The sequence below is a fragment of the Microcoleus sp. genome (assembly GCF_049646505.1).
Classification (GTDB): Bacteria; Cyanobacteriota; Cyanobacteriia; order Cyanobacteriales; family Microcoleaceae; genus Microcoleus.
Genome location: NZ_JBARVX010000230.1, coordinates 1 through 26,314 on the forward strand (window position 1 = coordinate 1; position 26,314 = coordinate 26,314).

Genomic DNA, 26,314 nt, shown 5'->3' on the forward strand with positions numbered 1-26,314 from the left:
CCTGGGAGCTCAGATAATTAGAACTTTACCCCGTCCGTGCGTTCTGCGGGGCTGTCGGGCGATATACTTATAGGCGGTAAAGCATTAAAAATCTTTACAAAGACCCCGCTCTCTAAGCCTGCTCCTACGAAGGACTGGTGAAAAATTATATGGCGATCGCTCATTCATCTGGAAACATGAACCCAGGAATTGACTTACAAGGAAGTTTCGTAGAAGCCCTGACGAATTTGGGCTTACCGGCAGACATCGCCCACGTACTGTGGCTACCATTGCCAATGGTACTGATGATTGTCGGTGCCGTATTCGGGGTACTCACTAGCGTCTGGCTGGAGAGGAAAATTTCTGCGGCAGCTCAACAGCGGATCGGCCCGGAATTTATCGGCCCTCTGGGAGTGCTAGCACCCGTTGCCGACGGGCTGAAGTTGGTATTCAAAGAAGACATTGTACCGGCAAAAGCTGACGCGCTGCTGTTCACCCTCGGGCCGGTGATTGTCGTGATTCCAGTTTTTCTGTCCTACTTAATCGTGCCCTTCGGAGAGCATATGCTGATCGCCGACATCGGGACAGCAATATTTCTGTGGATTGCTCTTTCTAGCATTCAGCCGATCGGCTTGCTGATGTCGGGCTATGCTTCTAACAACAAATACGCCCTCCTCGGCGGACTCAGAGCAGCCGCTCAATCCCTCAGCTACGAAATTCCCCTAGCTTTGGCAGTATTGGCAGTTGTGATGATGTCCAATAGCCTCAGTACGATCGACATCGTACAGCAACAAGCCGGCTACGGCATCCTCGGCTGGAACGTCTGGCGACAACCCGCCGGTTTCCTAATTTTCTGGATCGCAGCCCTCGCAGAATGCGAACGGTTGCCCTTCGACTTGCCGGAAGCAGAAGAAGAATTGGTAGCAGGATATCAGACTGAGTACACAGGCATGAAATTTGCTCTGTACTACATCGCTTCCTACGTTAACCTCGTCCTTTCTTGCCTGCTAGTAGCAGTTTTGTATCTCGGCGGTTGGGAATCCCCGATTCCTGTCGGAGTCCTCACCAATGCCCTGGGATTGAGCGAAACGACCCCTTGGTTGCAGGTACTTACTGGCTTGCTGGGCATTACAATGACCATGCTGAAAGCCTACTTTTTCCTGTTTCTGGCAATTCTGCTGCGCTGGACTCTGCCACGGGTTCGGATCGACCAATTGCTAAATTTGGGATGGAAGTTTTTGCTTCCCGTTGCTTTAGTTAATTTGCTATTAACTGCAGCTTTGAAGCTTGCCTTTCCCTTTGCTTTTGGCGGTTAATTGATAATAGGTAAAAGGCAGTAGCTAACACAAATTAGCTGTCAACCAATTACCTGTTATCAATTAGTAATTACCAAAAACTCAAGTACAGAGAGAGAACACAATGCTAAAATTCCTCAATCAAGTAGGCGAATACGCCAAAGAAACTCTTCAAGCTGCTAAGTATATCGGTCAAGGGCTATCTGTTACTTTTGACCACATGAGACGCCGGCCGATTACGGTGCAGTATCCTTACGAAAAACTAATTCCTTCGGAACGTTTCCGGGGCAGAATTCATTTTGAATTTGACAAGTGCATCTCCTGCGAAGTCTGCGTTAGGGTGTGTCCGATCAATTTACCTGTAGTGGATTGGGAATTTAACAAAGAAACTAAGAAGAAACAGCTCAAGCACTACAGTATAGATTTCGGGGTGTGTATCTTCTGCGGCAACTGCGTAGAATATTGTCCGACTAATTGTTTGTCGATGACAGAAGAATACGAGTTGGCTGCTTACGAGCGTCACGAGTTGAATTATGATAACGTGGCTCTCGGACGTTTGCCCTACAAGGTTACAGATGATCCGATGGTGACACCGATGCGGGAATTTGCTTATTTGCCGAAAGGTGCGATCGACCCCCACGAAGTTTCCTACACAGATCGCCGCGCCGGTCTCCGTCCAGAGGAAATTGTCGAAAAGTAGGTAATGGGGCATGGGGAATGGGGAATGGGGAATGGGGAATGGGGAATGGGGAATGGGTAATAGGTAATGTGTAATGAGTTATTAGTTATTAGTTATGAAACTAACAACGACAAATAACAAATAACAAATAACTAATGCCCAATCCCCGATTCCCGATGCCCAATTCCCAATTCCCAATTACCAATTAGCAACTAACAGAGGATTAAAAATTGTGAATCTAGCCGAAGGGGTTCAACTTGTTTCATTTGGCATACTCTCTGTAATGATGATTGCAGGAGCATTAGGAGTAGTTTTATTCTCCAACATCGTTTACTCAGCATTCTTGCTGTGTGGAGTATTTACCAGCATTGCGGGTTTGTACCTGTTGCTAAATGCTGATTTTGTAGCAGCAGCGCAAGTATTGATTTATGTTGGCGCAGTTAACGTCTTAATTTTGTTCGCCATCATGTTGGTAAACAAACGAGAAGACTTCCGCGTAATTTCCAACGCTTGGGTTCGTCAAGTAGCAACCGCAGTGGTTTGTGCCGGTTTGTTTGCGCTTTTGGGTACGATGGTAGTGTCTACTCCTTGGGCGATCGTGCCGATAACGGGAGCACCGGCTGAAAGTTCGATTGTAACGATCGCCAAACACTTCTTCACAGACTACTTGCTACCTTTCGAGTTAGCATCACTGTTTTTGTTGATGGCAATGGTAGGAGCAATTGTCTTGGCCCGCCGCGATTTCTTTGCGGATGAACTGTCAATCAAGCCATCGGAAACACCAGCTTTTAGCTTGCCAGAACGGCCGCGCGAATTAGTTTCAGCAGGTGATGTTTCCTCACCCGAAACAAAGTAATTCGAGGGTGTTTGTGGCGCACCTGATTTTGCGTAGGGTTCGCCACAAGCACCTCATGGATTTATGCAAGAAGTCCGATCTGTCTGTTTTGTAGTAATTTTAACTGAAAGCAACTCAAAAAATTTATGCAACTGCAACTCCAGTATTTCCTGTTATTATCTGCTGCACTTTTCTGCATTGGGATTTACGGTTTAATTACCAGCCGAAATGCAGTGCGGGTGTTGATGTCGATCGAGTTGATGCTAAATGCAGTCAATCTCAACCTGATGGGTTTTTCCAACTATCTTGACCCCGTACAGATTAAAGGTCAAGTATTTACGGTGTTTGTACTCACGGTAGCGGCTGCTGAGGCTGCAGTCGGTTTGGCGATCGTCCTGGCGATTTACCGCAACCGCAACACCGTAGACATGGAAGAGTTTAATTTGCTGAAGTGGTAATTAGTCATTAGTCATTAGTCAACACTTCGGAAAGTTATACTCGTTACCAGGCTCTAGCCTGGTAACGCATAGCCGGAGGCTCTGCCTCCCTTTCCCCAAACGAGGCAGAGCCTCTGGATCTAGATTCCTTTCGCTAGAGCCTGGGAACCAGTGAATTAATCAATAGTCATGAGTCATCAGTCATTAGTCATTAGTTACAAACTAATGCAGATTAAAGACTGATGACTAAGGACTAAGGACTAAAGACTAAAGACTAAGGACTAAGGATCGAAAATTTAATAACTTAAACACATCCTACAGTTCTCTCTCCTGTAAGTTTCCTTCCTCAAAGGAGGCAGAGCCTCCGGATCTGCATTACCAGGCAGAGCCTGGTAACGAGCAAATGCAGATTAAAGACTGATGACTAAGGACTAATAACTAATGACTTCTAGTAATTTCCAGAGTAATTCTGCCGCCGAAGTCAGGGATTGGAGCGGCCGGTTTGGAGAGTTGGAGCTTAACTTTTTCGACTAAAGGTAGTTCTAAAAGCTCTTGGACGATCGCATCTGCTAGCTTTTCTATCAATAAAAACTTAGAGTTTTTGACAAGCTGTTGGATCAGAGTAATTGCACTTCGGTAATCGAGAGTAAGTTTAATATCATCGCTTTTTCCGGCGGGCGACAAATCGAGCCAGAGAGTGACATCCACTTCAAACCACTGCCCCAAGACTTGTTCTTCTGCCAGATAGCCAGTGTACCCGTAACAGCGAATTCCTGTAAGTTGAATAGAATCCATTTTGCAATAAACTAAAAGTGCGTTGCCTAACCAATCCTTGCAGGAGTTGTAAACTTTTTACCCCACCCCAACCCTCCCCTTGCTAAGGGGAGGGAGTAAGAAATTCACAAATGATTTAGGATTGCTATATACCAATTTACATTAAACCAGATAAAGTTCTCTTTCTCTTCCCTCTCTTTTTTTGCCCTTTTCCTTCTCTCTCTGCGCTCTTTGCGCCCTCTGCGGTTCGATCGCTCTTATTCTATCTTAAATATCAAAACTGTTCTCCCTTCTCCAATTTATCCAGATAATTTTCAGCAACTTTATACCATTTCCGCCTGATCGGTGCATCTTCGGGCTTTTCTGTCAATGTACGACCTTGTAATTCTGGATATTTGTTGTAAAATAATTCATCTACTTTATTATAAAAAATATCCGGCTCGATGTTAAGATTTTTGCGGCGCTTGCCAATATTTTCTTGACGAGCGATGTCTGCATCTAAGGAAGGATCTGAAGAATGCGGTCTGTCGGGAAATTTTGGTATTTCAGGTAACTTGGGGAGAGTCAAGCCAGATTTTATCGCACTAAAAGCTAGAATTCCCGGTAATAAAACCACACTTAAACTCCCGATAGTTTTCCAAGGAATTAACTTTAATTTGCTGGTGTTGCTGTTGATAATTTGATTGTTTTGGACAACAGGGGTATTGTTGTTGGTGGCTGTTTGAGTGCTGTATTTGAAGGGGCGGCCGACAAAGTTCATTGTCACCATTTGGGAGATTATGCTGCCAATTTGGGATAATTTTGGGTCTTTGAGGGCTTCGCGGACTTGTTTTGCGGACTGGTAGCGATCGCCCGGTTGTTCTGCTAGCATCTTATCCAACACGGTTCCCAGGTTTGGACTGACACTGACGTGCGATCGCCAATTCCAAGTTTTGCTATTGATATCGTACAATTTCTGAGGCTTTTTGCCGCTTAGCAGCACCAAAGCCGTGACGGCTAAAGCGTACAAATCGCTAGCCGCCGAAACTTTTCCCAGCCGCATTTGTTCGGCGGGCGAATAACCTTGTTTGCCGATCGCAGTATCCGATTGTCCGCTAAACTGAAATAGGGCGGTTGCTGCGATTTGCTTGACTGAACCGAAGTCAATTAAAAATGGCAGTTTGTCAGTATTGTGCTGGATGATGTTGTCGGGGGAAACATCGCGGTGAATTAAATTTTTGGAATGAATGTATTCTAAAACGGGTAAAATTTGAAATAGCAGTTGAGTAACTTCACCTTCGGTAAAATTGTTACCTTGCTGCTGGCGAGATATAAGTATTTGTTCGTAGGTTTCACCGGGGATGTAGTCTTGGACTAAAAATAATGATGGATTACCGCCCAAATCGGTGCGAAGCAGTTCTCGAAAGCGGGGAATTTGCGGGTGTTGGAGGTTGTAAAGCATATTCGCTTCGCGATCGAACAATTCGGCCGCTTTGGGGCTTTGAACAACCGGGGAAAATTCTTTGAGCACGCAGTTTTCGCCGTAGCGGTTGATATCTTCTGCGAGGTAAGTGCGCCCGAAGCCGCCGCGGCCCAATTCGCGGATGATGCGGTAGCGTTTTTCGAGGGTGGAACCAGGGGCGAGGAGGGATGAGTTTGACATAAACAACGGTGGATTGTTCGAGTTGGGGAGTCGCGGAGCACAGTATAGCTTATTTTAGCTAAGTTTGGTTGCATGGGAGGGCGATCGGTCGTGCAATATCAATGCTCTCTTCAATAGTTTTATCGATCGTTTCATGGTGTAGACTCATCATCATCATTTGACTCTGACACATTTTCTTCCTGTTGTTGCTGTGACTCCATAAGCTCTGCAAGCAATTGCTTTAAATTCTTGTCAGGAGGACGCTTGGGAAACTCACTGTGTGTATATATCCATGTAAGCTTTATTACGCTTTGAGTACGATCGACCAAGTACATAAGTCTTCCCTGACGCGCCGCACCCTGTAAATTTGGCATATCAAAGTAATATTTTCGGAATTCCCATTCTTCCAGTTTGCTCAAACTTCCGGGCAATTTTTCAGCGAAAGAATCAGGAAGAAAAGGATTGCTACTTAAATTTTTGATGATTTGTGCAACAAAATCCTGAAAAACTTTCTTAGCTTTCTCACCTTTATAATGACGCTTCAGAAGCTCTTTGTAGGAACGCTTAAATTTATCAGATGGATTAATCCGAAACACTGCTCAGCCACTCACAAAACTCATCGGGTGTCATTGCAGGATTATCGCCCGATTTAGCCAAAGCTTCCTGTACAACTTCAGCCATTGTTTGCTCGTAATCAGGGTGCTCTCTTTCGATCGCTCCAAGTACAGCATTTTTTAGACGAATTAAGGCGTTGAAGTAGTCAGTCAGAACATCAGTTTCACCGCAGATTAACATCCAAGCTAGCGACAGCCTTGTTCTCAGAGAAGCAAAAAAACCTTGATTACCATCTTGATTGATAATTGAGGCATAAATCAGAGCTTTCAGCAACTCACGCTCCCCATCCGAAAAATCTTCCCACTTATTCTCTACTGCTGTTGCTAGAGCCTCTGTGTTTTGGGCGATCGATCGCAACCTTGACTGACTTACTGTATCCGGTTGGGATATTTGCCTAATTTCATAGGGGTTAATGGTAATTGCAGCAGACATTTTTTGCCTCCGGGCACGATTGCGAAGGGTATAGATTCAGTATAGCAGCGCGATCGATAATTTGTGAATCGGCAAATCGCGATCGCCCCGATCGCACTATTGCATCTTACAAATCTTGATGAGTAAACCCTTTCGCATCTTTCCCGACATAACTCGCAGCAATATGACCGTCTCCAACAACTCGATACTTATAGGTAATCAAACCCTCTAAACCAACAGGCCCGCGAGGCGGCATTTGCTGCGTGCTAATCCCCACTTCTGCGCCGAAACCGTAGCGGAAACCGTCAGCAAATCGAGTCGAACAATTGTGATAAACTCCGGCTGCATCGACTGCATTTAAAAAAGTTTCGGCGGCTTCGCTGTCTTCAGTAACAATCACATCTGTATGTCTGGAACCGTAGGTGTTGATGTGATTAATTGCTGCTTCCATAGAATCTACTATTTTGATTGACAAAATCAAATCGCTGTATTCTGTAGACCAATCTGTTTCTGTCGATTCGGCAATATTTTCTAAAATTTTGCGACTTGGTTCGTCTCCCCGCAATTCGACTTTTTTATGCTGCAAAGCTTGGGCGACAGCGGGCAGAAAAATGGGGGCGATTTCCCTGTGAACCAACATAGTTTCAATGGCATTGCAGGCGGCGGGATACTGAGTTTTAGCATCCACCGCAATCTCTACAGCTTTCTGAATATCCGCTGCTTTGTCTGCGTACAAATGACAAATCCCGTCGGCGTGTCCCAACACGGGAATCCTGGTATTTTCCTGCACGAACCGCACGAAGGAATTAGAACCTCTGGGAATAATTAAATCTACGTATTCATCCATTTTCAGCAGTTCGATTGTTTCTTCCCGCGTGGTGAGCAACTGCACGGCTGCGGGATTAACGGCTGTTTCTGCTAATGCTTGATGGATGACTTTTGTCAAGATTTCGCAGGAACGGACTGCTTCTTTGCCGCCTTTGAGAATAACGCCGTTGCCAGATTTAATTGCCAAGGATACTATCTGAATTAAGGCTTCTGGACGCGCTTCAAAAATAATGCCTAAAACGCCCAAAGGACAGGTGACGCGCTTCAGAATTAATCCTGTGTCCAATTCGCGGTGGATTTGCACGGCACCGATCGGGTCTGGGAGTTTGGCAACATCTCGCACGCCCGCGATCGCACTTTTCAACTTGCTCTCATCCAACTTCAGGCGATCGTACAGCGGTTTCGCAATTCCATCCGCCTGGGCCGCCTTGCAATCAGCAGCATTCGCCGCTAAAATATCCGCAGCAGCAGCTTCTAAAGCTTTAGCAATAGCCTCAATCGCTTGATTTTTGAGATCGGCGGACAAAACTGCCAATTTTCTAGCAGATGAGCGGGTTTTTTGGGCAATTTCAATAATCGACATAGCAGTAAGTTTTAAATAGTTTTGATTGTTGAGTTTTGACGTAGTAATAGAATTCGCCAAAATAAATTGGGCGGCCAGTTTTCAATCTTAACAAAACAGAGGAAATTATATATTTTTGTTGAGACTCCTTACCGCGATCCGCACTGACAGGTTAAAACAGTGAAGTATAGATAAAATCCCACGGCGATTACCATTTGTCAATAACCTTTGGAGATTATTATGTCATCTCAAGCTCCTTTACGCAAGGCAGGGCGATCGCCCAAAGCCGGCGTTAAACTTATACAGAAAACTGGCGGCAACCTCATTTTAGCTTCCGGTGTCACCATTACCATGCTGTTTGGTATGGTGTTGGTGCTATCCTTAGCGACGGTTTTCATTATCAACAGCCCCGATCCAGTCACCGGATTGGCGATCGCACTTCCGATTACCCTAATTTTTAACATAGCAGCTTTTTTTCTATCGCCTTACTTGATGGACTTAACCCAAAATTGGCTTTACAATACTCGCTGGGTTTCCCTAGCAGAAATTGAAAGCCTCAGTCCCGAAACAGCGAAAGTTATTCAGAAGGTTTGCAAACAGAAAAAACTGACTCAGCCGCGGTTAGGAATTATCGACGACCAAAACCCCACTGCTTTTACCTACGGTTCCTTTCCTAACAGCGCTCGCTTAGTCGTCAGTCAAGGTCTTTTCACCTATTTAGACGACGATGAAATTGCCACTGTTTACGCCCACGAACTCGGTCACATCGTCCACTGGGACTTTGCAGTCATGACTTTAGCTTCCACTTTAGTGCAGATTACTTACTTAATTTATACCTTTGCCAGACGCATGGGTCGAAGTGGTGGCGACAAAGCTAAAGATGCGGCGGGTACTGTAGCGGCAGTTGCTTATTTATTTTACATTGCAGGCACTTATTTATTGCTGTATTTGTCGCGGACGCGAGAATATTTTGCCGACCATTTTGCCGCTGAAACTACAGGAAACCCCAACGCTTTATCGCGCGCTTTGGTGAAAATTGCTTACGGCATTTTGGAAGAAGGACAAAGAGGAACGGAACCCAGCCGCTTGTTAGAAGGAACTCGCGCCTTGGGCATTTATGATGCCAACGCTGCAACTTCTACTGGTACCGCTTACCGGATTTCGTCGGAACCGGAAAAAATTGGGCGAGTGTTTCTGTGGGATATGTTTAATCCCTGGGGTTGGTGGATGGAGTTGAACTCTACTCACCCGCTAACTGGTAAGCGAGTTCGCGCTTTGAGCAATTACGCAGAACAATTGGGTTTGAATGTTGAGTTTGATATGGGCAGGATTGTCGGGGAAGGCCGCAATTTGAGCAAGCGGAAATTGTACGGCAATTTTGTGTTCGATTTGCTGCTGTACTGTGCGGAAACTCTGGGCTTGGCGGTGGGTTTTGCGATCGGCATTTCGCTGTCTGCTGCGAATCCGATGATGATGATTGCTTGTCCTTTCATCGGTTTGGGCGCGGGAATTTTGCTCAAAGCTTTGGTAATGTTCCCAAATTACGCACAAGCAGAACAATTGGATGTTTTAACCTTAATGTCTGACCCCTATGCAAGTCCTTTGCGGGGTCAACCTGCGAAACTGCAAGGCGAATTAATTGGTCGCGGCGATGCGGGTTATGCGTTTGGTTCCGATCTAAAATTGCAAGACAAAACGGGAATGATTTATTTGCGCTATGCTTCTCGTTTTGGACCGATCGGCACTTTTTTGTTTGGGATGAAACGGGTTAAGAGTTTGATTGGTATGGATGTTAGCGCTTTGGGTTGGTTCCGCCGGGGTGTCGCGCCTTGGATGGATTTGATTCGGCTTGAAAGCGATAGCGGTACGACGGTTAGCAGTTATCACCGTTTCTGGTCTTTTGTGATGGGGATTGGTGCGATCGCGATCGGTATTGCAGCGCTATTCGTGTCATTTCCAGCTTAACAGTTGACACGTGAAACCTTTTAAGTTAAATATAATTAAGCTCGCATTTCCGAGCTTTTTTTTTGTTAGATACGGTACTATCGAATTTAATACTGCTCTGAATTATCTTTTTTTTATCAAAATAGTGAGTTGACGAACCGCTTTCGACGTGTTAGTGAAGCGGCGCGATAGCGCTCTTGTCGCAAAGAAAGAAGAAAGGAAGAAGTAAAGAAGGAGATAGGTAATCTTATGGTGGAAAGGGAGTAATTCAGTTCCGAGCCAACATGACAGTCAAAATTGCTACAATCAGTTTCTTGTTGATAGTATTAAGTTTAGCAGTCAGCAACCCCAGCCAAAAACTCAGGGGTAACTTAACAAGGTTGACCGCCCAAACGGAAAACAGGGAGGAAAAAAACACCGTGCAAGATATTCTCGATGACAGTGCAAAATTAGAAAAACTAGCTGAGGACTTCGAATTTATAGAAGGCCCGATTTGGCATCCAGACGGCTTTTTGCTGTTCAGCGATATTCCCGCCAATATTATCTATAAATTCGCCTCAAATCAGCAAGTTGAGGTATTTCGTCTCTATGAATTCGCCTCAAATAAGCAAGTTGAGGTATTTCGCCGCCCTTCGGGAAAAGCCAACGGCAATACTTTGGATCGAGAGAATCGCTTAATTACTGCCGAACACGAAAATCGTCGCGTATCCCGCACCGAAAAAGACGGCAAAATTATCACATTGGCGGATAGATATGAGGGCAAAAAACTCAACAGCCCGAACGATTTGGTGGTTAAATCCGACGGCAGCATTTATTTTACCGATCCGCCCTACGGTATTACTAAAAAACAGGAAGAATTGGGTTTTTACGGTGTTTACAGGCTGGCACCAGACGGCAAATTAACTTTGCTGGTTAAGGATTTGGTGCTGCCGAACGGCATCGCTTTTTCACCAGACGAGGGAAAACTTTATGTCAATAATTCGGAAGCGGGATACATTGCTGTTTTTGATGTAAAGCCAGACGGAACTGTTACAGATCGGCGGGTTTTTGCTGAATTAAAAGACGCGAGTCAAAGCGGAGTTCCCGACGGTTTAAAAGTTGATGTAGAAGGAAATGTTTACAGTACCGGGCCGGGGGGAGTGTGGATTTTTTCGCCGGATGGCAAGCTTTTGGGAAAGATTTCGGTGTCTGAGACTGCGACTAATTTAGCTTGGGGAGAAAGCGATTACAAAACGCTTTACATTACCGGAAGTAAAAGTCTTTATCGGATTCGACTGAAAATTGCGGGCGTGCGGGCTGGAAAATGATCTGAAATCGGGCGCTGTTGAAAGTAAAGCGGTATTTGGAGGCGAATCTCGTATAAAGTGTTTGTTTGTAGTAGTTCTTCAGGGCTGCTGCGAACTTTTATTTAAGACATTTTTTGACTGCGATGTTTATAGCCCGCTTGCACAAGTTTCTGACGGCGACTGCAGATGAAAAATCCCGATCGCGCACAATATTTTGGTTGACTCTGAGCTTGACATTTGCCGCAATTTATGGTTTCTTAGGTATGCAGCAAGCATTCAGCGCTGAGTATGTGGTGCAAGACGATGCGAGGCAGCACGTTTTCTGGATGGTGCGGTTTGTCGATCGCCAATTATTCCCCAACGATTTCATCGCTAATTACTATCAATCTGTCGCCCCCGCAGGATACAGCACGCTCTACAAATTAGCAGCAACATTTGGCATTCACCCGCTATTATTTCACAAAATATTGCCGCTATTTCTCGGCTTAATCTCGACTTATTACTGTTTTGGCTTGTGCCTAGAAATGCTGCCAGTGCCGGTGACTGGATTTATCGCATCTTTGCTGCTAAATCAGCATATGTGGATGACTGACGATTTGGCTTCCACAACTGCCAGAGCTTTTATCTATCCGATATTTCTAGCTTTTTTATATTATTTGTCGCGCAGTTCGTTGCTGCCTTGTTTGGGAGCGATCGCCCTAATCGGACTATTTTACCCACCTTACGCCTTGGTTGCTGCCGGAATTTTAGTTTTGCGGCTGTTAAGCTGGGAAAACGGCAGTTTGCGCTTGTCGGGCGATCGCACAAATTACCTATTTTGCGCTACAGGTTTGGGAGTAATCTTTTTAGTAATGCTGCCCTATGCCTTAGATAAATCTGAATTTGGCCCGACTTATACCGCAGCAGAAGCCAAGCAAATGGCCGAATTTGCACCAAACGGCAGAAATGCTTTTTTTCGTCCCAATCCGGTAGATTATTGGTTGACTGGTAGGGGCAGCGGGATGTTTCCCAAGTCGCTGTTTACGCCTGTAACTCACTGTGTCGGATTGTTATTTCCGCTGCTGCTGTTTTGGCGATCGCGCTTTCCTTTAGCCAAACAGATTCAAAGCAATATCTGGCTGTTGCTTCAGCTATTTTTAGCATCTTCAGTCATGTTTTTTGCCGCTCATGCTACCATTTTTAAGCTGTATCAACCAGGCCGCTATACGGCGTACAGCTTGCGATTTATTATTGTTTTGATAAGTGCGATCGCCCTAACGTTAATTATCGACGGAGTTGGTCATTGGGCATCGCAAACCGTAACAAAACTTGATTGGAAAAATCTAGTTGCACTAATTACAATAGCGATAATTGCTGTCGCAGTGGTGCTTTATCCTTGCTTCGTTGAAACATTTCCGACAGTCGGTTATGTAGAAGGTAAAATGCCGGCTTTGTACAAATTTTTCCAACAACAACCTAAAGATATCCTGATTGCTTCGATCGCGGCAGAGGCGGACAATTTGCCAACATTTAGCCAGCGTTCGGTTTTGGTGGCAAAGGAATATGCCGTGCCTTATCAGAAAGGCTACTACAGCAAATATCGGCAGCGAGTTAGCGATTTAATTCGCGCTCAATACACGCCAGAGCGAACTGTATTGCAAAATTTTATTAATCAATATGGAGTTGATTTTTGGATGCTCGATCGCAATGCGTTGACTCTTGAGTATTTAGAGGATTACGGCTGGCTAAATCAGTTCGATTCTACACCGCAGGCGATGCTTGCTCTCAAACAAGGAAAAATTCCCGCCTTAGCTTCAGCAATCACAAGTTGTGCTGTTTTTCAGAATGAAATATTAGTAGTTTTGGATGCGTCTTGTATTGTGAAACTTGGTGGGAATTAAGGCGAGGCAGATCGAAAGCATCTGGGTTTCTAGGCTGTGCTTGGGAAGGAGAAAAAACTGTTAGGATTCCTTAGCTACAATTGCTGTATGGATATTCTGTAAGAGCGATCGCCCAATGCGCTATAATTCCCATAGCAGATAATGGTGCGGCTCAATGACACAAGTTCTCGATCGCGAAACTCTCGATGGGCGAGTGGTGCTCAACGGCACTTGGGAGCAATTCAAGTTAATCCAGAAGGTTTCGGAAGATTCCCCTGGCATAAAGTTGTCTTTTTTTGCAGGGGCGATCGAGATTCTGATGCCGGGATTCCAACACGAAAATTTTTCGGGAATTATTGGTTACTTGGTGACAACTTTTTTGCTAGCGCAAGGCATTAGGTTTTACCCTTCTGGTTCCATGACGCAGGAGAAAATCGGAGAAGCTTCAACTCAAGCATACAAATCGTTTTGTTTGGGAGAACCCAAGTTAATTCCCGATTTGTCGATCGAGGTGGTTTATACTAGCGGTGGACTGAGCAAGTTGCCAAAATATCGGGCTTTGAGCGTGCCAGAAATCTGGTTTTGGGAAGATGGCACGCTGCGGATTTATCACCTCCGGGAAGATGGCTACGAGGAAGTAATTGGGAGTCAACTCTCAGGATTGGAAACGCTGGATATCGATTGGCTAAGACGCTGCATTTTAATGGGTGAAACTGATTTGGCTGAAGCGCTTAAGGTTTTTGGGCAGGGAATCTCGACTGTCGGCGATTGAAATAGAAGATGCAGATACTTGACTTGTTTAAAAAATCGGGTATTTGCTGTTGCTGGTAACGATAAATATAGTTCTTTGTAGGGTCAATCCCCCTGTGGTTGTCTTCCCCTGTGGTTGTCTTCCCGATCGAGCTAAATATAGATCCGGGGTCAGCTTAGTAGAGAATGAAAAGTATACAAAGACCCGATCGCACATTTATTTCTTCCACAAAAACATGGCAACAGTTTACGTCAACCCCCAAACAGGTAGCGATGGAGCCGCCGGCAGCCAATCCGCTCCCTTGAAAACGATCGCCCGCGCTCTTAGTCGCGCTGCATCGGGAACAATTATTCAGCTAGCACCGGGAACTTACAGCGCAGCCAGCGGCGAAAAATTCCCCTTGGAAATTCCCTCTGGAGTCAAAGTTACCGGCAGCGAAACTAACAAAGGAAGCGGCACTCTGATTCAAGGAAGCGGCAAATTTGTCAGTCCCACCGCAGCCAGTCAAAATATCACAATATTGCTAGCAACCGATGCCGAATTGCGCGGCATAACAGTCACTAATTTGGAGAGTCGCGGCACCGGAGTCTGGATTGAGTCAACTTCTCCCACAGTGGCTAACTGCACTTTCACGCTTTGCAAGCGCGAAGGTGTTTTTATCACAGGTTCGGCAAATGCTGCGATTCTAGACAACAGATTTGTACAAAACTCGGCGGCTGGCGTAATTGCGGCGGAAACTGCTAAAGGCGTACTGCGGCGCAATGTTTTTCAAAATACCGGTTTCGGCATTTCTCTGCAAGATAAATCTGCTCCTTTGATTGTTGATAACCAAATTTTGGAAAATCGCTCCGGTATTGTTTTATCAGGGGAATCTAAGCCCGTTGTGCGGAAGAATCGCATTGAAAAAAATACCGAAGACGGTTTGACTGCTGTGGGGAAATCGCTGCCAGATATTGGTACGGCTCAAGATTTGGGGGGCAATATTTTTCGGGATAACGGCGAATTTGACTTGCAAAACGCGACTGGGGTAAAGATTTCGGCCTTGGGAAATCAGCTCAATCCGGCGCGGGTGAAAGGTTTATTTGATTTGGGTAATGTAACGCCGACTCCGACTCCGACTCCGACTCCGACTCCGACTCCTGGCGGGGTCAAGTTTAGCGATATCAGCACGCACTGGGCTAAGGATTTTATCGATCGCCTCGCTAAGATGAATATTGTCAGCGGGTTTCCCAACGGCACTTTTAAGCCTGACGAGAATTTAACTAGAGCTCAGTATGCGGCTTTGCTGGCGAAGGCGTTTGAGTTGGCACCGCGCCGTGAAGCGACGGTTTTTAAGGATGTGGCGGCGGATTTTTGGGCGTATGGGGCGATAGTCAAAGCGAATCGAGGTGGTTTTTTGGCTGGATATCCCGATCGCACCTTTCGCCCGGAGCAAAATTTGACCAGAGCTCAGGCTATAGTTTCTTTGGTAAACGGCTTGCAGTTGACTGGCGGCAATCCCAATTCTTTGAGCGTTTATGCCGATCGAGCATTGATTCCCAGTTTTGCCACCGACGCCACAGCCACCGCCACAGAGCGCAAAATTGTAGTCAACTATCCCGCCCGCGACAAGCTTTCCCCCGCCCGCGACATCACCCGCGGCGAGATATCCGCGCTGGTATACCAAACTCTGGTAGCCACAAAACGGGCTGAGGCAATTAACTCTCCCTACATCGTCTAAGGGAATTGCCAGACAAGGGAAAGGATAACTTGGGATATCCTCGCCCTTGTCTGGGATTCCCTCACTCTCCCCCGCTCTCCCAAGTCTTGATTTGCGAGTACCCAAATCGTCCTATGATAAAAGTTAAGAAATTAAGTAATCCTTAAGGTTCGAGTATCAAATTATGGCTACAATTCAATTTTCCCGGGGGATGGACGAAGATTCTGTGCCCGAAGTGCGCCTCACCCGTTCTAAAAGCGGAGATCAAGGCACTGCCACGTTTGTGTTTGAAAATCCTAAAGCTCTCAGCAGCACCAGCAACCAAGAAATTACAGGAATGTACATGATCGACGAAGAAGGCGAAATCCTGACTCGCGAAGTTAAGGCTAAGTTCATCAACGGGCAGCCTGCGGGTTTGGAAGCTCTTTATCTGATGAAAAGTGTTGCAGAATGGGATCGTTTTATGCGTTTCATGGAACGCTACTCGGAAGCAAACGGCTTAGGATTTAGCAAGGCATAATTTATGGGGAATAGGGCATGGGGCATGGGGTATGGAGCATTGGTTATTGGTTATTAGTTATTGGTTATTAGTTATTTCACCATAAATAACTAACAGCGAACAAATAAAAGATAAGAAACAACAACTAACTAACTAACTAATGACTTATTCCTTCTTCCCTCTTCCCTCTTCCTTCTTGCTTCTTCCTTCTTCCTTAAACATCTGTTATATGACGCAAATTCCTCACCCCGATTCATCTAAAATAACCGTAAATTGCGCGATTATTACTGTTAGCGATACGCGCTCTAGAGAAACAGATAATAGCGGCTTGTTAACGAAGAAGCTGCTAAAAGATGCAGGGCACTCAGTGGTAGCTTACACTGTTGTTAAAGATGATGCGGCAAAAATTGTATCGCAAATGCAGGCGTTTTCCCAACGCGAAGATGTCGATGCAATCATTTTTAACGGCGGGACGGGAATCGCTCCCCGCGATACGACTTACGATGTCATGGAGAGTTTGCTAGACAGGATTTTACCGGGATTTGGGGAGATATTTCGGTTTTTGAGCTATCAAGAAATTGGTTCGAGGGCGATCGCCTCTCGCGCCGTTGCAGGGGTGTATCAAGGCAAGTTAGTCTTTTCTCTTCCTGGCTCTAGCAATGGCGTAAGGCTGGCTGTGGAAAAGCTGATTTTACCGGAATTAGTTCACTTGGTGACGCAGTTGCGCGGTGGGTGAGGGCGAAAGTTCGGGCGATCGACTGACAATCAAGCATTTTGGTTGCAAGCCCTCCGATGCCTCCGCAGAGCGAGAAAAAAGCTTTGAATCCTCATCGCAAGTTCCCGGGTCGATCGGTGAGGTCGCTTTCTTAAATCTCTTCAATCTAAAATCTAAAATCTAAAATCTAAAATCGACTGACTGCATTCACCGCAAGAAACGGGTGGCTTTGAGCGTACTCTATGGCTAAAGTGAGGAAACATCAAAATTCCCTTGACTTAAACTAGATGATTTCGACGAAAAATGCGAGTGTCTGTGCTAGCGAAGATTATCGCCGGATTGCTAGGGCGATCGCCTTTATGCGACAACACCACCTAAACCAGCCCAATCTGGCAACTGTGGCCCAACACATAGGACTTAGTGAATATCATTTTCAACGGCTATTTACTCAATGGGTAGGCATTAGCCCCAAGCGGTTTTTGCAATATCTGACAGTTGAATATGCCAAGTCAAAAATCACTCAGACTAAAAGCCTTCTAGACCTAACATTGGACGTGAAGCTATCGAGTCCCGGACGATTGCACGATTTATTTGTGAACTTAGAAGCAATGTCACCAGGGGAGTTCAAAGCAGGCGGAGCAGGTTTGCAAATTCGTTATGGTATTCATGATACTCCCTTTGGCAAATCTCTAATTGCTACAACTACTCGCGGTATTTGTAATCTTTATTTCTTGGATATAGCCGAAGAACAAAGTGCCGAACAAAGACTGCGATTAACATGGAAAAACGCTGAAATCATTCGTGATGAGGAAGCCACTGAATCATGGCGCGACCTGATTTTCAAGTCAGAAACTCTCAGCGAGCAAAAACCACTAACGCTGTTGGTAAAAGGCACTAACTTTCAGATTCAAGTTTGGCGAGCACTTTTGAAATTGCCGTTTGGGGCGATCGCAACTTATCAAACTATAGCTCAAATGGTAGCTCGCCCAACTGCTGCTAGAGCTGTCGGAAATGCGATCGGTAAAAATCCGATCGGCTATCTAATTCCGTGTCACCGAGTCATTCGAGAATCTGGAGAACTCGGTGGTTATGCCTGGGGAGTAGAGCGTAAAACAGTCATGTTAGGCTGGGAAGCTAGCCGTACAATCTGCGGAACTACCCTCGCAGGAATAGAGCGCTCTAACGGTGTCAATCACCCGCAGCAGACTACCTCCGCTCCTAACACATAACATCTGTGCGATCGCGCGTGGGAGTTGTTTTGCTGCGTCGCCTAAAAAACTTTTAAGAACCTCATTTCCTTTGCTAATTCAAGGGCTGCGATTGTCTGTTCCCGACTGACACTAGGAAAATGATCTAGAAATACATCTAATGAATCACCAGCCTCAAGATAATCAAGTAGGGTTTTCATTGGCACGCGAGTCCCAACAAAAACAGGGGTTCCCCCCAGAATATCGGGGTCGCTATGAACAACACGGGATGTTAATGTCATAACAAATTCAGCCAACAGGCTACCAGCTTTTATAACAATTGTATCTCAAAGTCATTTAGTTTTCGCGAGCATAATGCCAAACCAAACATCGCCAACACTTTTACCCGTTTAGGCTGGGAAGCTAGCCAGACAATCTGCGATCGATCCCGATAGCATTACTATTTTTGCTACTTACCTTCGCAATCGATCGCAGATTAATTTCAGGTGCAAGGGCGATCGATATAAACTAGAAGTATTGTGTATCGCTAATTTTTGCAATGATATTGCCCACCGGATCTCGTTCTCCCGCCCTGTTCCAAACCCTGTCGCTGGTAGCCGATCCAATCGCATTTTTCGATCGCAACCAAGCCAAATACGGCGATACATTTACCGCCCGCGTACTGGGGCCCGCTTCGCCCCCCGTCGTGTTCCTGGGCAATCCAGAAGCCGTTCAGGCTGTGTTTACCACCTTGGCCGATGCCTTTGAATTTGGCAAAGTCACCAACGTATTTCGCCCGCTGGTGGGAACAGAATCGCTAATTATGAACGAAGGGGCGCGACACCTGCGACAGCGACAGCTATTAATGCCGGCGCTGCATCGAGAACAGTTGCACAGTCAAGGGCACTTGATTGTGGATTTGACGCGAAAGCAAACACAGAATTGGAAAGCCCAAGATGCGATCGCCGTGCGCCAAGAAATGTCAGAAATTTCGCTGCAAGTAATCCTGCAAGTTGTCTTCGGATTGGTGCCTGGAGAGCGCTACGAACAGCTCAAACACTTGCTCAGCCAACTTTTAGAAGCGATTACTTCTGAGCTGTACTCAATCCAATTTTTCTTTGAACCGCTGCAGCAAAATTTGGGTTCTTGGAGTCCGTGGGGGCAGTTTTTGCAGCAAATGGCGCAGATTGATTCGCTGATTTATGCGGAAATTGCCGAAAGGCGATCGCATTCTCTCGATGCGTCTCGCACGGATATTCTGTCGGTGTTGATGATGGCGCGCGACGAAGCAGGCGAATCCATTGGCGATCGAGAATTGCGCGATCAGTTGATGACGCTGTTGCTGTTGGGACACGAAACCACCGGATCTGCCTTGACTTGGGCGTTTTACTGGCTGCATCAGTATCCCGAATCTCTCGCGAAGTTGCGCCAAGAATTGGATGAATTGGGCGAAAATCCCGATCCCGTCGCGCTTTCGCAATCGCCCTATTTAACCGCAGTCTGCAAGGAAGCGCTGCGGGTTTATCCTATCGCCTTAATTTCGCAGCCGCGCAAGGTAAAAAGGGCGATCGAACTCGAAGGCTATACATATCAACCGGGAACCATTTTAATTCCCTGCGTGTATTTGGCGCACCGCCGGCCTGAAACCTACGAAAATCCGGCTTTATTCAATCCCGATCGCTTTTTAGATCGCAAGTTTTCCGCGTCTGAATATTTACCGTTTGGAGGCGGGAGTCGAAGCTGTATCGGGATGGCGCTATCGATGTTTGAGATGAAGCTGGTGTTAGCAACAGTGTTGTCGGCGCGCGAATTTGTCTCAAATCTCGATCGGGCAATTCGTCCCGCCCGCCGGGGAATCACCTTTGTTCCGCCCGATCGGTTTCGATTAACCGTTGTGGGCGATCGATCGGCTAATATCAAGTATCCCGAAACAACCACAATTAAATAGGTTCGTAGTGAGGACTTCAGTCCGCATAATTTTCTGAGGACTCTTCCTCCTCACTACCAACCTGAATCTAACATCATACGATGAAAATCCCAGCAACTTTGTCTCCATTCATAGCCATGCGTGCCACAAATTCATCTCCACCATCTGCAAAACTCAGCTTCCACAAATAAATCGAATCGTCACCTTGTTTTAGATCGCCAAAATAAGTAATTGAATATCCGCTTTGCAGGCGTGAACCGAGCTGCTCGCTAACATCGTCAAACATTTCTTGTGTAATCGCAGCTTTGTAGCCTGCATCGCCCACTGTGGTAAAAAGCTCGTAATTTTTCGATGCAGTCGCATCCAAAATAACTTGCAAACAATCGATCGCGTTTTGAGGAGGGGCTGTCGGGTTCATGATGATGTCCTTTATTTAGGGTTCGATCGAAATCTTCTAGCTCAGACTGCTGTCTGACTGTGTTAATTGTACCGCTAGTGCGATCGACTTAGCTAAATTGATGTTTGTATCACGGAATGAATAACCGACCAACTCCCATATAATTGTCAACATCTAGAACAATCTCAACAAGACGCTCAACACATCGCTCTCGGTAGTCAAATTCGTCAAGGCGATCGATATCTGCAATTGTCAATACAGGAAACGAATCTGCTGTATTTTCCTCGCGCATCACCTGTTCGAGCGAATCCTCACCCTTCATGTTTCGGTTGGCTGTGAGAATCATCATTTGATTTTGTTGAGCATAACACCAAACCAAACGATCGCTAGCTTCCATCGATAGTCCAGCTTCCCTAAAAGTGACAAATCGGATCGATACGAGTTCAAGCCAGCCGAGTTTTGTCAAGATTCCCAGCAAAAGAAGAGCATAGCCGTCAAGATTAAAGTCAACGAGAAAAGTCATCATTGCTGTGCGGCACGTCTCGCTTTTTGCTCCTCAAGTTTTGCCCAAAGAGCTTCTTGTCCGGGTTTGCGGGGCATCATTGCAATGCGATCGAACCGTTCGCGGTTGCGATTTTCCCAATAGGAGCGAATTTCTGCTCTTGTTTGCAATACCTGTTGATACTCAATTTCAAGTCGATCGCGATTTGCTTCAATGTAAGACATAGCAGCGTTAATTTGATCGTCTGTGAGGTTAAATTTATTACGAATCAACTTTGGTGAATACTCAGCTTTCAGAAAATCCATAACATCATAGAGAGTGAGTCGAGTGCCTGAAATCGTCAGTCCTCGTTCTGTACGAATAATAGTCGCTGGTGTGTCGGATACCGGAGTCATACCTATAACCTTTTAGGCTTTGCTTCAATTGTATATCATGTGACAAGCTCAGTAAACCAACCTAAAATTTAACTTAAACCGTAAGGAAAATTGCATGAAAGACATAAAAGACATAATTCAAGGGAGGAAAGTCAGACCAGTACATCCGGGCGAGGTCATTTCAGATGTGCTTGAAGATATTGAAATGACTCAAACCAGGTTTGCTGAGATACTTGGTGTATCCCGCCGCAGTGTCAGCGAAATTGTTTTAGGTCAAAGACCAATTACAGTAGATATGGCAATTCGGATTGGGAAAGCGTTGGGGAATGGCCCTCAACTGTGGCTCAATCTTCAGCAAAAAGTTGATATCTGGGATGCAGTGCAAAAACACAGTGAAGAGTACGAAAAAGTATCTACGGTAGCATAGCGCAATATGTTAATCTCAGATTTAAAAAGTCCGGCGGTTGAAACCGATCCTATACAAACGAAGTCCCAGCAGAGAGGGACTAATAGATAGTTGATGACACTTGAAAAATGTCATCAACTACCAAGATTTTCTAAGATCAAACCGAACTATTTACTGCTTCAGCAACAATAGTCCGGTGTCGGACTGTATTGCAAGTGATTGTAGGTTGGGCAAAACCAGAATCAACCAAAGCCTGCTGAATATCCAACCCAAAATACTGATCCAAATAAGGCTCCGTACTCTTGAGCAAAGTCAAAATATAAGGAGGCATTTTAGCATAAACCTCCGACTGAGGATTCATATCCATAATTGTCAAATGTCCGCCAACACGCAGCAAACGCCTCGCTTCCCGAAATACTTCCTTCGCAGCTTTCTGCGGCAACTCGTGACAAACCAGACAAATAGAAACTAAATCAAAAGCATTAGCAGGTAAACCAGTAGATTCAGCAGCAGCGTGCACCCAAGTCGGAGATTTTTGATTTAAAGATTCAGATTTTTTTTGTTGAGAACGGTATTGAGCAACTGCTAAAAAATAAGGCGACAAATCAACACCGACAATCTTTGCTTCCGGGTAAACCTCCCCAAGCGCAAAGGTACTCATTCCTACGCTGCATCCCAAATCGACAATATCTTGCGGTGTTTTGGCAATTTGAGATTTAACGATTTCGTGATAGCTGGCGCGGAGTTTGGCATCGCCTCCTGCACCGGCTTCGGGCCAAATTCCCGCATGAACGGCACGGGCTGCAACTTCAACTTCTGTGGCGGCTTCCCAACTCATATTACCTTTTTCGTAGGCGTGAAATGAAGTTAGATAATATTTCGGGTAAACAAGATCGGGATTTTCTACGCTGAGCAATTCTGCATCCCAATTCCGGGCTAAAAGTGCTTGGGCTTCCTGCCGCCAATGCACTCCGATTTTTTCGGCTCTTCCAATCATCATTTCCCGCGCTTGGTGTTTGGCTAAATCGGCCAAAGGTTTGATGGAGAGTACGCCATTTACTAAGCGCGATGCTAATCCCGGAGTTTTGTTAACTGCAACAGTCATATTTTATGTTTTTCTTTTTTGCGCTATCAATTCTAACATATCTACGCGGTTTTAGTCGGTATGTATAATGAAACTTAACTTTTTTTAAATGAACCGCAGAGGCCGCAGAGAACGCAGAGTTAGAGAGGAGATAAAAAACAGGAGTAGTGCACAACTGGCTCTCGCTGTTTAATTGTTCTTGGCACTTGTCTACTTAATTCTGCGGATTTTACCGGAAATCTGGAATCGGATTTATGGAAGTTGGAGTATTTGGAAGAACACTTTTAAATCTGGCTATTCAGGAGTTTGTGATGAGCAAGTCTATTGTGGAATTGGTTGACAATTTGCCGTCTTCTGGGATTACTGTGATGATGCTCAAATCCCTCGATTTTGTGGTTCCGGGAGAGTGGAACAATCTCACGGGTTTTGATAATACTATTCAAGCGGTGACAGGGGAAACAAAGCGCAAATTAGTTGGGAAAATTCGCGATCGGGCGATCGAGCTTTACGCCAACCCCAACGAGCCCTATCAAGGCGCAGTCAAGCTTTACCAGCTTGCAGACAGCGCCGACAGTGCCTTGGGCGCAACCGCTATGGCGAATAAAATCGGCGAAAAAATCGGCTTTCTCTCGTTTATGAGCCGCCTCACTCCCAAGGCTGACATTTCTCAAACTATAGATTTATGCCTCAAAGTGGCGATCGAACTCATAGTCTTTTGCAAGCTTAACAAAATTTCCCTTGACAACGCGGGAAACTTTACCAATCACTTATCACAATACAAAGACGAATCTCTAATGCGGATGGCTGCATTAGTATGCGCTGACGGTTTAATTCCCCTCGGCCCGGACTTCCTTCGAGTAGCGCAAAACACCCTAGGCGGCTTAAATCCTTCAACCTTGCAGCAAAACTCAACATTCCAAAACATCAGCAACCTAATTCCCGGCGCAAATAACGCCCAAAAATTCGGATTCGTCACAACAACCTTCGCCTCAGCCCAAGGTTGGATGAACAATTTAGTGCAGTCTCGCGGCTTAACTCCCGCCACAGTTTTAGGAAATCTCAAGCAATACGTTGATATTACCGATGACAAATTGGATTATGTCGCCGCCTTTTTGGACATGACTACCAATTATTACGAACATACGGGAATTCAGACGGTAGCTCGCAAATTGATCGATCGAGCTTATACTGAAACATTATTCGCCAGAATGTAACCTCCAGCAATAAGGAATGAAAATTTAATAACTTAAGCGACTGCTCGTTACCAGGCTCTGCCTGGTAATGCAGGTGCGGAGGCTCTGCCTCCTTTGATCTGACAACTTACAGGAGAGAGGAGTGTAGGAGGTGTTTAAGTTATTAAGTTTTCGATCCTAAATAAAATGCGAGGATCGATTATTTCATGCACCTCGCATTCCCCAGATTGCTGATTTTATTCTGCTTAGTTTGAGCCGGCGCGCATCTTTCTAGATGATACTGCTAGATACAAGCGCAGTCAAAAACCGGGTTTTTTGACAAAAATCCACAGGTTTCAGTCGTAAAACAAGGTAAAAAACCCGGTTTATTTAGCCTCAAAGCGACTTACTTTTTCGCCAAAAAAACCTTACCTGTGAAGTCACCTAAAAAACGCGAGTCAAGTGCAAAAATTAAGCAAAAACAACAGTCCGATTGCCATAAACTAAAACACGATTTTGCAAATGATATCGCACCGCCCTTGCCAAAACAACTCTTTCTAAATCTTTACCTTTGCGAACTAAATCCGACACTTCATCGCGGTGACTCGCGCGCACCACATCTTGCTCAATAATCGGCCCCGCATCTAAATCGGGGGTAACGTAATGAGCTGTTGCACCGATAATTTTTACCCCTCTTTCATAAGCCCGTCCATAGGGATTTGCCCCCACAAATGCGGGTAAAAATGAATGGTGAATATTAATCACGTTGGGAAATAATCTCAAAAAATCTTGGCTCAAAACCTGCATATATTTCGCCAAAACCACTAAATCAATATTATAATTTTTCAGGATTTCTAACTGTTGTGATTCTTGAATAACTTTATTGTCTTTAGTAATGGGGATATACTCAAAATCTATACCGTATTGTGCAGCAATAGGTTTTAATCTTTCATGATTGCTAATAATCAGCGGAATTTCACCCCAGATTTCTTGAGAGCGCTGCCGCCAAATCAAGTCTAACAAACAATGATCTTGACGACTTACCCAGATCGCAATCCGTCTAACTTTTGAGGAGAAATGTAATTGCCAACTTGCTTGTAAATCCTGGGCAAGTTCACTAAAAGCTGGTGTGATTTCTTCGGTTTTCAAGTCGAAATCGTCTAATTGCCATTCCAGACGACTTAAAAATAATCCTGCGGTAAAATCAGTATGGTGATCTGCATGAATAATATTGCCGTTATGGGATGCGATAAAATTAGCAAGTAAGGCGACAAGTCCTTTGCGATCGGGACAGGAAATTAAAAGAGTTGCAGTAGGGCTAGTCATGGTATAATTACAAAAAATTAAAGTTTTTAATCTCACTTGATTGTATCAGGATAAGCGTGATATGGCGATCGTCAATCATTAGTTACCTCGTGTTACCTCGTTCCCAGGCTCTGCCTGGTAACGCATATCCAGAGGCTCCGCCTCGTCTTAACCCTGTACCTCGTTACCTCGTTCCCAGGCTTACCTCGTTACCTCGTTCCCAGGCTCTGCCTGGTAACGCATATCCAGAGGCTCCGCCTCGTCTTAACCCTGAATACCTCGTTCCCAGGCTCTGCCTGGTAACGCATATCCAGAGGCTCCGCCTCGCCTTAACCCTATACCTAGCTTTACCTAGCTTTACCTAGTTTTTACCTCGTTCCCAGGCTCTGCCTGGTAACGCATATCCAGAGGCTCCGCCTCGTCTTAACCATCTCAAAAACCCTCGATCGCCACAATGGGAAGAAGTAGATACAAAGTAATATACTCCGAGAATCAACCGCACTTTGTCACCTGTACAATTATCAACTGGATTCCTGTATTCATTCAGCCAGAAATAGTACAAATAGTCTTAAATTCCTTAAGTTTTATGCAGCGGGAGAAGCGATGGGCTTTGCACGGTTACGTTCTGATGGAAAATCATTTGCATTTAATCGTAACTTCTTCAGAACTGTCAACACAAATGAGGAATTTTAAATCATTTACTGCTCGCTCCATAATTGACTTGCTTGAAAAAAATAAAACTACCAACATTCTGGAGCAACTCGAATTCTATAAAAAACTACACAAAAAAAACCAAAAATACCAGCTATGGCAAGAAGGGTTTCACCCACAAGCTATTTTGAACGAGGAAATGCTGTTGCAAAAATTGGAGTACATTCACAATAATCCGGTCAGGCGCGGCTATGTGGACGATCCAGCTTGTTGGAGATATTCTAGTTATCGCAATTATCTCGATCGCGATGGATTGTTGGTAGTTGATTTGATTGATTTTTGAGTCGGATGATTTATTTATTTGAAGGAGCGAGGCGGAGCCTCTGGATATGCGTTACCAGGCAGAGCCTGGGAACGAGGGGAACGAGGGAAGGAGCGAGGCGGAGCCTCTGGATATGCGTTACCAGGCAGAGCCTGGGAACGAGGGGAACGAGGGAAGGAGCGAGGCGGAGCCTCTGGA

General features: G+C 45.3%; 27 protein-coding genes. 16 read left to right on the plus strand and 11 right to left on the minus strand.

Going from position 1 to position 26,314, the window contains the following annotated elements; all coding sequences use genetic code 11:
- Positions 1-176 precede the first annotated feature (176 nt).
- The 4 genes from nuoH (at position 177) to nuoK (ending at position 3,246) form a co-directional block, all read left to right on the plus strand.
- On the plus strand, positions 177-1,295 hold the full coding sequence (gene nuoH / locus WBA89_RS12410; RefSeq protein WP_424406807.1) for an NADH-quinone oxidoreductase subunit NuoH: 1,119 nt from the start codon (positions 177-179) through the stop codon (positions 1,293-1,295).
- A 103-nt stretch (positions 1,296-1,398) separates the two neighbouring features.
- Positions 1,399-1,974 carry an NAD(P)H-quinone oxidoreductase subunit I gene (ndhI, locus tag WBA89_RS12415; RefSeq protein ID WP_265239374.1) on the plus strand — a complete coding sequence of 192 codons (576 nt, stop codon included), beginning with the start codon at positions 1,399-1,401 and terminating at the stop codon, positions 1,972-1,974.
- 211 nt (positions 1,975-2,185) lie between these two features.
- Positions 2,186-2,809, plus strand: coding sequence for an NADH-quinone oxidoreductase subunit J (locus WBA89_RS12420; RefSeq protein WP_424406766.1), 624 nt, complete (start codon positions 2,186-2,188; stop codon positions 2,807-2,809).
- Positions 2,810-2,940: 131 nt separating this feature from the next.
- Positions 2,941-3,246 (plus strand): NADH-quinone oxidoreductase subunit NuoK, encoded by a 306-nt coding sequence (gene nuoK, locus WBA89_RS12425; protein ID WP_333425275.1) that lies wholly within the window; start codon positions 2,941-2,943, stop codon positions 3,244-3,246.
- A gap of 417 nt (positions 3,247-3,663) precedes the next feature.
- Here the strand turns inward: nuoK and folB are convergent, their stop codons facing one another.
- From folB to WBA89_RS12450, 5 genes are all read right to left on the minus strand, one after another.
- Positions 3,664-4,020 carry a dihydroneopterin aldolase gene (gene folB / locus WBA89_RS12430; RefSeq protein WP_194070718.1) on the minus strand — a complete coding sequence of 119 codons (357 nt, stop codon included), beginning with the start codon at positions 4,018-4,020 and terminating at the stop codon, positions 3,664-3,666.
- Between the two features lie 253 nt (positions 4,021-4,273).
- Complete coding sequence (locus WBA89_RS12435) at positions 4,274-5,641, minus strand: protein kinase domain-containing protein (protein ID WP_424406769.1); 1,368 nt, start codon at positions 5,639-5,641, stop codon at positions 4,274-4,276.
- Between the two features lie 131 nt (positions 5,642-5,772).
- A complete protein-coding gene (locus WBA89_RS12440) occupies positions 5,773-6,216 on the minus strand; it encodes a hypothetical protein (RefSeq protein WP_424406771.1) in 444 nt (147 codons plus the stop codon).
- Positions 6,203-6,667 (minus strand): hypothetical protein, encoded by a 465-nt coding sequence (locus WBA89_RS12445; protein ID WP_424406773.1) that lies wholly within the window; start codon positions 6,665-6,667, stop codon positions 6,203-6,205. The genes WBA89_RS12440 and WBA89_RS12445 overlap by 14 nt, the downstream gene beginning before the upstream one ends.
- A gap of 106 nt (positions 6,668-6,773) precedes the next feature.
- Positions 6,774-8,057, minus strand: coding sequence for a glutamate-5-semialdehyde dehydrogenase (locus tag WBA89_RS12450; protein ID WP_424406809.1), 1,284 nt, complete (start codon positions 8,055-8,057; stop codon positions 6,774-6,776).
- Between the two features lie 219 nt (positions 8,058-8,276).
- On the opposite strand from WBA89_RS12450, the gene WBA89_RS12455 reads away from it, so the two are divergent.
- The 8 genes from WBA89_RS12455 to WBA89_RS12490 all read left to right on the plus strand — a co-directional run bounded on the left by WBA89_RS12455 (position 8,277) and on the right by WBA89_RS12490 (position 18,018).
- Positions 8,277-10,001 (plus strand): zinc metalloprotease HtpX, encoded by a 1,725-nt coding sequence (locus WBA89_RS12455; protein ID WP_424406775.1) that lies wholly within the window; start codon positions 8,277-8,279, stop codon positions 9,999-10,001.
- Between the two features lie 263 nt (positions 10,002-10,264).
- Positions 10,265-11,287, plus strand: a complete 1,023-nt coding sequence (locus WBA89_RS12460) for an SMP-30/gluconolactonase/LRE family protein (RefSeq protein ID WP_424406777.1) — start codon at positions 10,265-10,267, stop codon at positions 11,285-11,287.
- A gap of 122 nt (positions 11,288-11,409) precedes the next feature.
- Positions 11,410-13,146, plus strand: coding sequence for a hypothetical protein (locus WBA89_RS12465; RefSeq protein WP_424406811.1), 1,737 nt, complete (start codon positions 11,410-11,412; stop codon positions 13,144-13,146).
- 154 nt (positions 13,147-13,300) lie between these two features.
- Positions 13,301-13,897, plus strand: a complete 597-nt coding sequence (locus WBA89_RS12470) for a Uma2 family endonuclease (protein WP_424406779.1) — start codon at positions 13,301-13,303, stop codon at positions 13,895-13,897.
- Between the two features lie 214 nt (positions 13,898-14,111).
- Positions 14,112-15,596 (plus strand): DUF1565 domain-containing protein, encoded by a 1,485-nt coding sequence (locus tag WBA89_RS12475; protein ID WP_424406781.1) that lies wholly within the window; start codon positions 14,112-14,114, stop codon positions 15,594-15,596.
- 163 nt (positions 15,597-15,759) lie between these two features.
- Positions 15,760-16,095 carry a photosystem II reaction center protein Psb28 gene (psb28, locus tag WBA89_RS12480; RefSeq protein WP_424406783.1) on the plus strand — a complete coding sequence of 112 codons (336 nt, stop codon included), beginning with the start codon at positions 15,760-15,762 and terminating at the stop codon, positions 16,093-16,095.
- Between the two features lie 208 nt (positions 16,096-16,303).
- Complete coding sequence (locus tag WBA89_RS12485) at positions 16,304-16,810, plus strand: MogA/MoaB family molybdenum cofactor biosynthesis protein (RefSeq protein ID WP_424406785.1); 507 nt, start codon at positions 16,304-16,306, stop codon at positions 16,808-16,810.
- A gap of 266 nt (positions 16,811-17,076) precedes the next feature.
- A complete protein-coding gene (locus WBA89_RS12490; RefSeq protein WP_424406787.1) occupies positions 17,077-18,018 on the plus strand; it encodes a methylated-DNA--[protein]-cysteine S-methyltransferase in 942 nt (313 codons plus the stop codon).
- 41 nt (positions 18,019-18,059) lie between these two features.
- Here WBA89_RS12490 and WBA89_RS12495 read toward each other — a convergent pair whose 3' ends face one another.
- Complete coding sequence (locus WBA89_RS12495) at positions 18,060-18,278, minus strand: DUF433 domain-containing protein (protein WP_424406789.1); 219 nt, start codon at positions 18,276-18,278, stop codon at positions 18,060-18,062.
- Positions 18,279-18,535: 257 nt separating this feature from the next.
- Here WBA89_RS12495 and WBA89_RS12500 point away from each other — a divergent pair, with 257 nt between their 5' ends.
- Positions 18,536-19,924 (plus strand): cytochrome P450, encoded by a 1,389-nt coding sequence (locus tag WBA89_RS12500; RefSeq protein ID WP_424406791.1) that lies wholly within the window; start codon positions 18,536-18,538, stop codon positions 19,922-19,924.
- A gap of 73 nt (positions 19,925-19,997) precedes the next feature.
- Here the strand turns inward: WBA89_RS12500 and WBA89_RS12505 are convergent, their stop codons facing one another.
- The 3 genes from WBA89_RS12505 to WBA89_RS12515 form a co-directional block, all read right to left on the minus strand.
- Positions 19,998-20,321: a hypothetical protein gene (locus tag WBA89_RS12505; RefSeq protein WP_424406793.1), complete on the minus strand. Its 324-nt coding sequence runs from the start codon at positions 20,319-20,321 to the stop codon at positions 19,998-20,000.
- 109 nt (positions 20,322-20,430) lie between these two features.
- Complete coding sequence (locus tag WBA89_RS12510) at positions 20,431-20,826, minus strand: DUF5615 family PIN-like protein (protein ID WP_424406795.1); 396 nt, start codon at positions 20,824-20,826, stop codon at positions 20,431-20,433.
- Positions 20,823-21,197, minus strand: a complete 375-nt coding sequence (locus WBA89_RS12515) for a DUF433 domain-containing protein (protein WP_424406797.1) — start codon at positions 21,195-21,197, stop codon at positions 20,823-20,825. The genes WBA89_RS12510 and WBA89_RS12515 overlap by 4 nt, the downstream gene beginning before the upstream one ends.
- A gap of 94 nt (positions 21,198-21,291) precedes the next feature.
- Here WBA89_RS12515 and WBA89_RS12520 point away from each other — a divergent pair, with 94 nt between their 5' ends.
- On the plus strand, positions 21,292-21,603 hold the full coding sequence (locus WBA89_RS12520) for a HigA family addiction module antitoxin (protein ID WP_424406799.1): 312 nt from the start codon (positions 21,292-21,294) through the stop codon (positions 21,601-21,603).
- A 136-nt stretch (positions 21,604-21,739) separates the two neighbouring features.
- On the opposite strand, the gene WBA89_RS12525 is transcribed toward WBA89_RS12520, so the two are convergent.
- Positions 21,740-22,687, minus strand: coding sequence for a class I SAM-dependent methyltransferase (locus WBA89_RS12525; protein ID WP_424406801.1), 948 nt, complete (start codon positions 22,685-22,687; stop codon positions 21,740-21,742).
- Positions 22,688-22,977: 290 nt separating this feature from the next.
- Here WBA89_RS12525 and WBA89_RS12530 point away from each other — a divergent pair, with 290 nt between their 5' ends.
- Positions 22,978-23,880, plus strand: a complete 903-nt coding sequence (locus tag WBA89_RS12530) for a hypothetical protein (protein ID WP_424406813.1) — start codon at positions 22,978-22,980, stop codon at positions 23,878-23,880.
- A 429-nt stretch (positions 23,881-24,309) separates the two neighbouring features.
- On the opposite strand, the gene purU is transcribed toward WBA89_RS12530, so the two are convergent.
- Entirely contained in the window at positions 24,310-25,164 is an 855-nt protein-coding gene (gene purU / locus WBA89_RS12535) for a formyltetrahydrofolate deformylase (RefSeq protein WP_424406803.1), read from the minus strand.
- Positions 25,165-25,597: 433 nt separating this feature from the next.
- Between purU and WBA89_RS12540 the strand changes: the two genes are divergently transcribed.
- Positions 25,598-26,137, plus strand: a complete 540-nt coding sequence (locus WBA89_RS12540) for an REP-associated tyrosine transposase (RefSeq protein WP_424406805.1) — start codon at positions 25,598-25,600, stop codon at positions 26,135-26,137.
- Positions 26,138-26,314 lie beyond the last annotated feature (177 nt).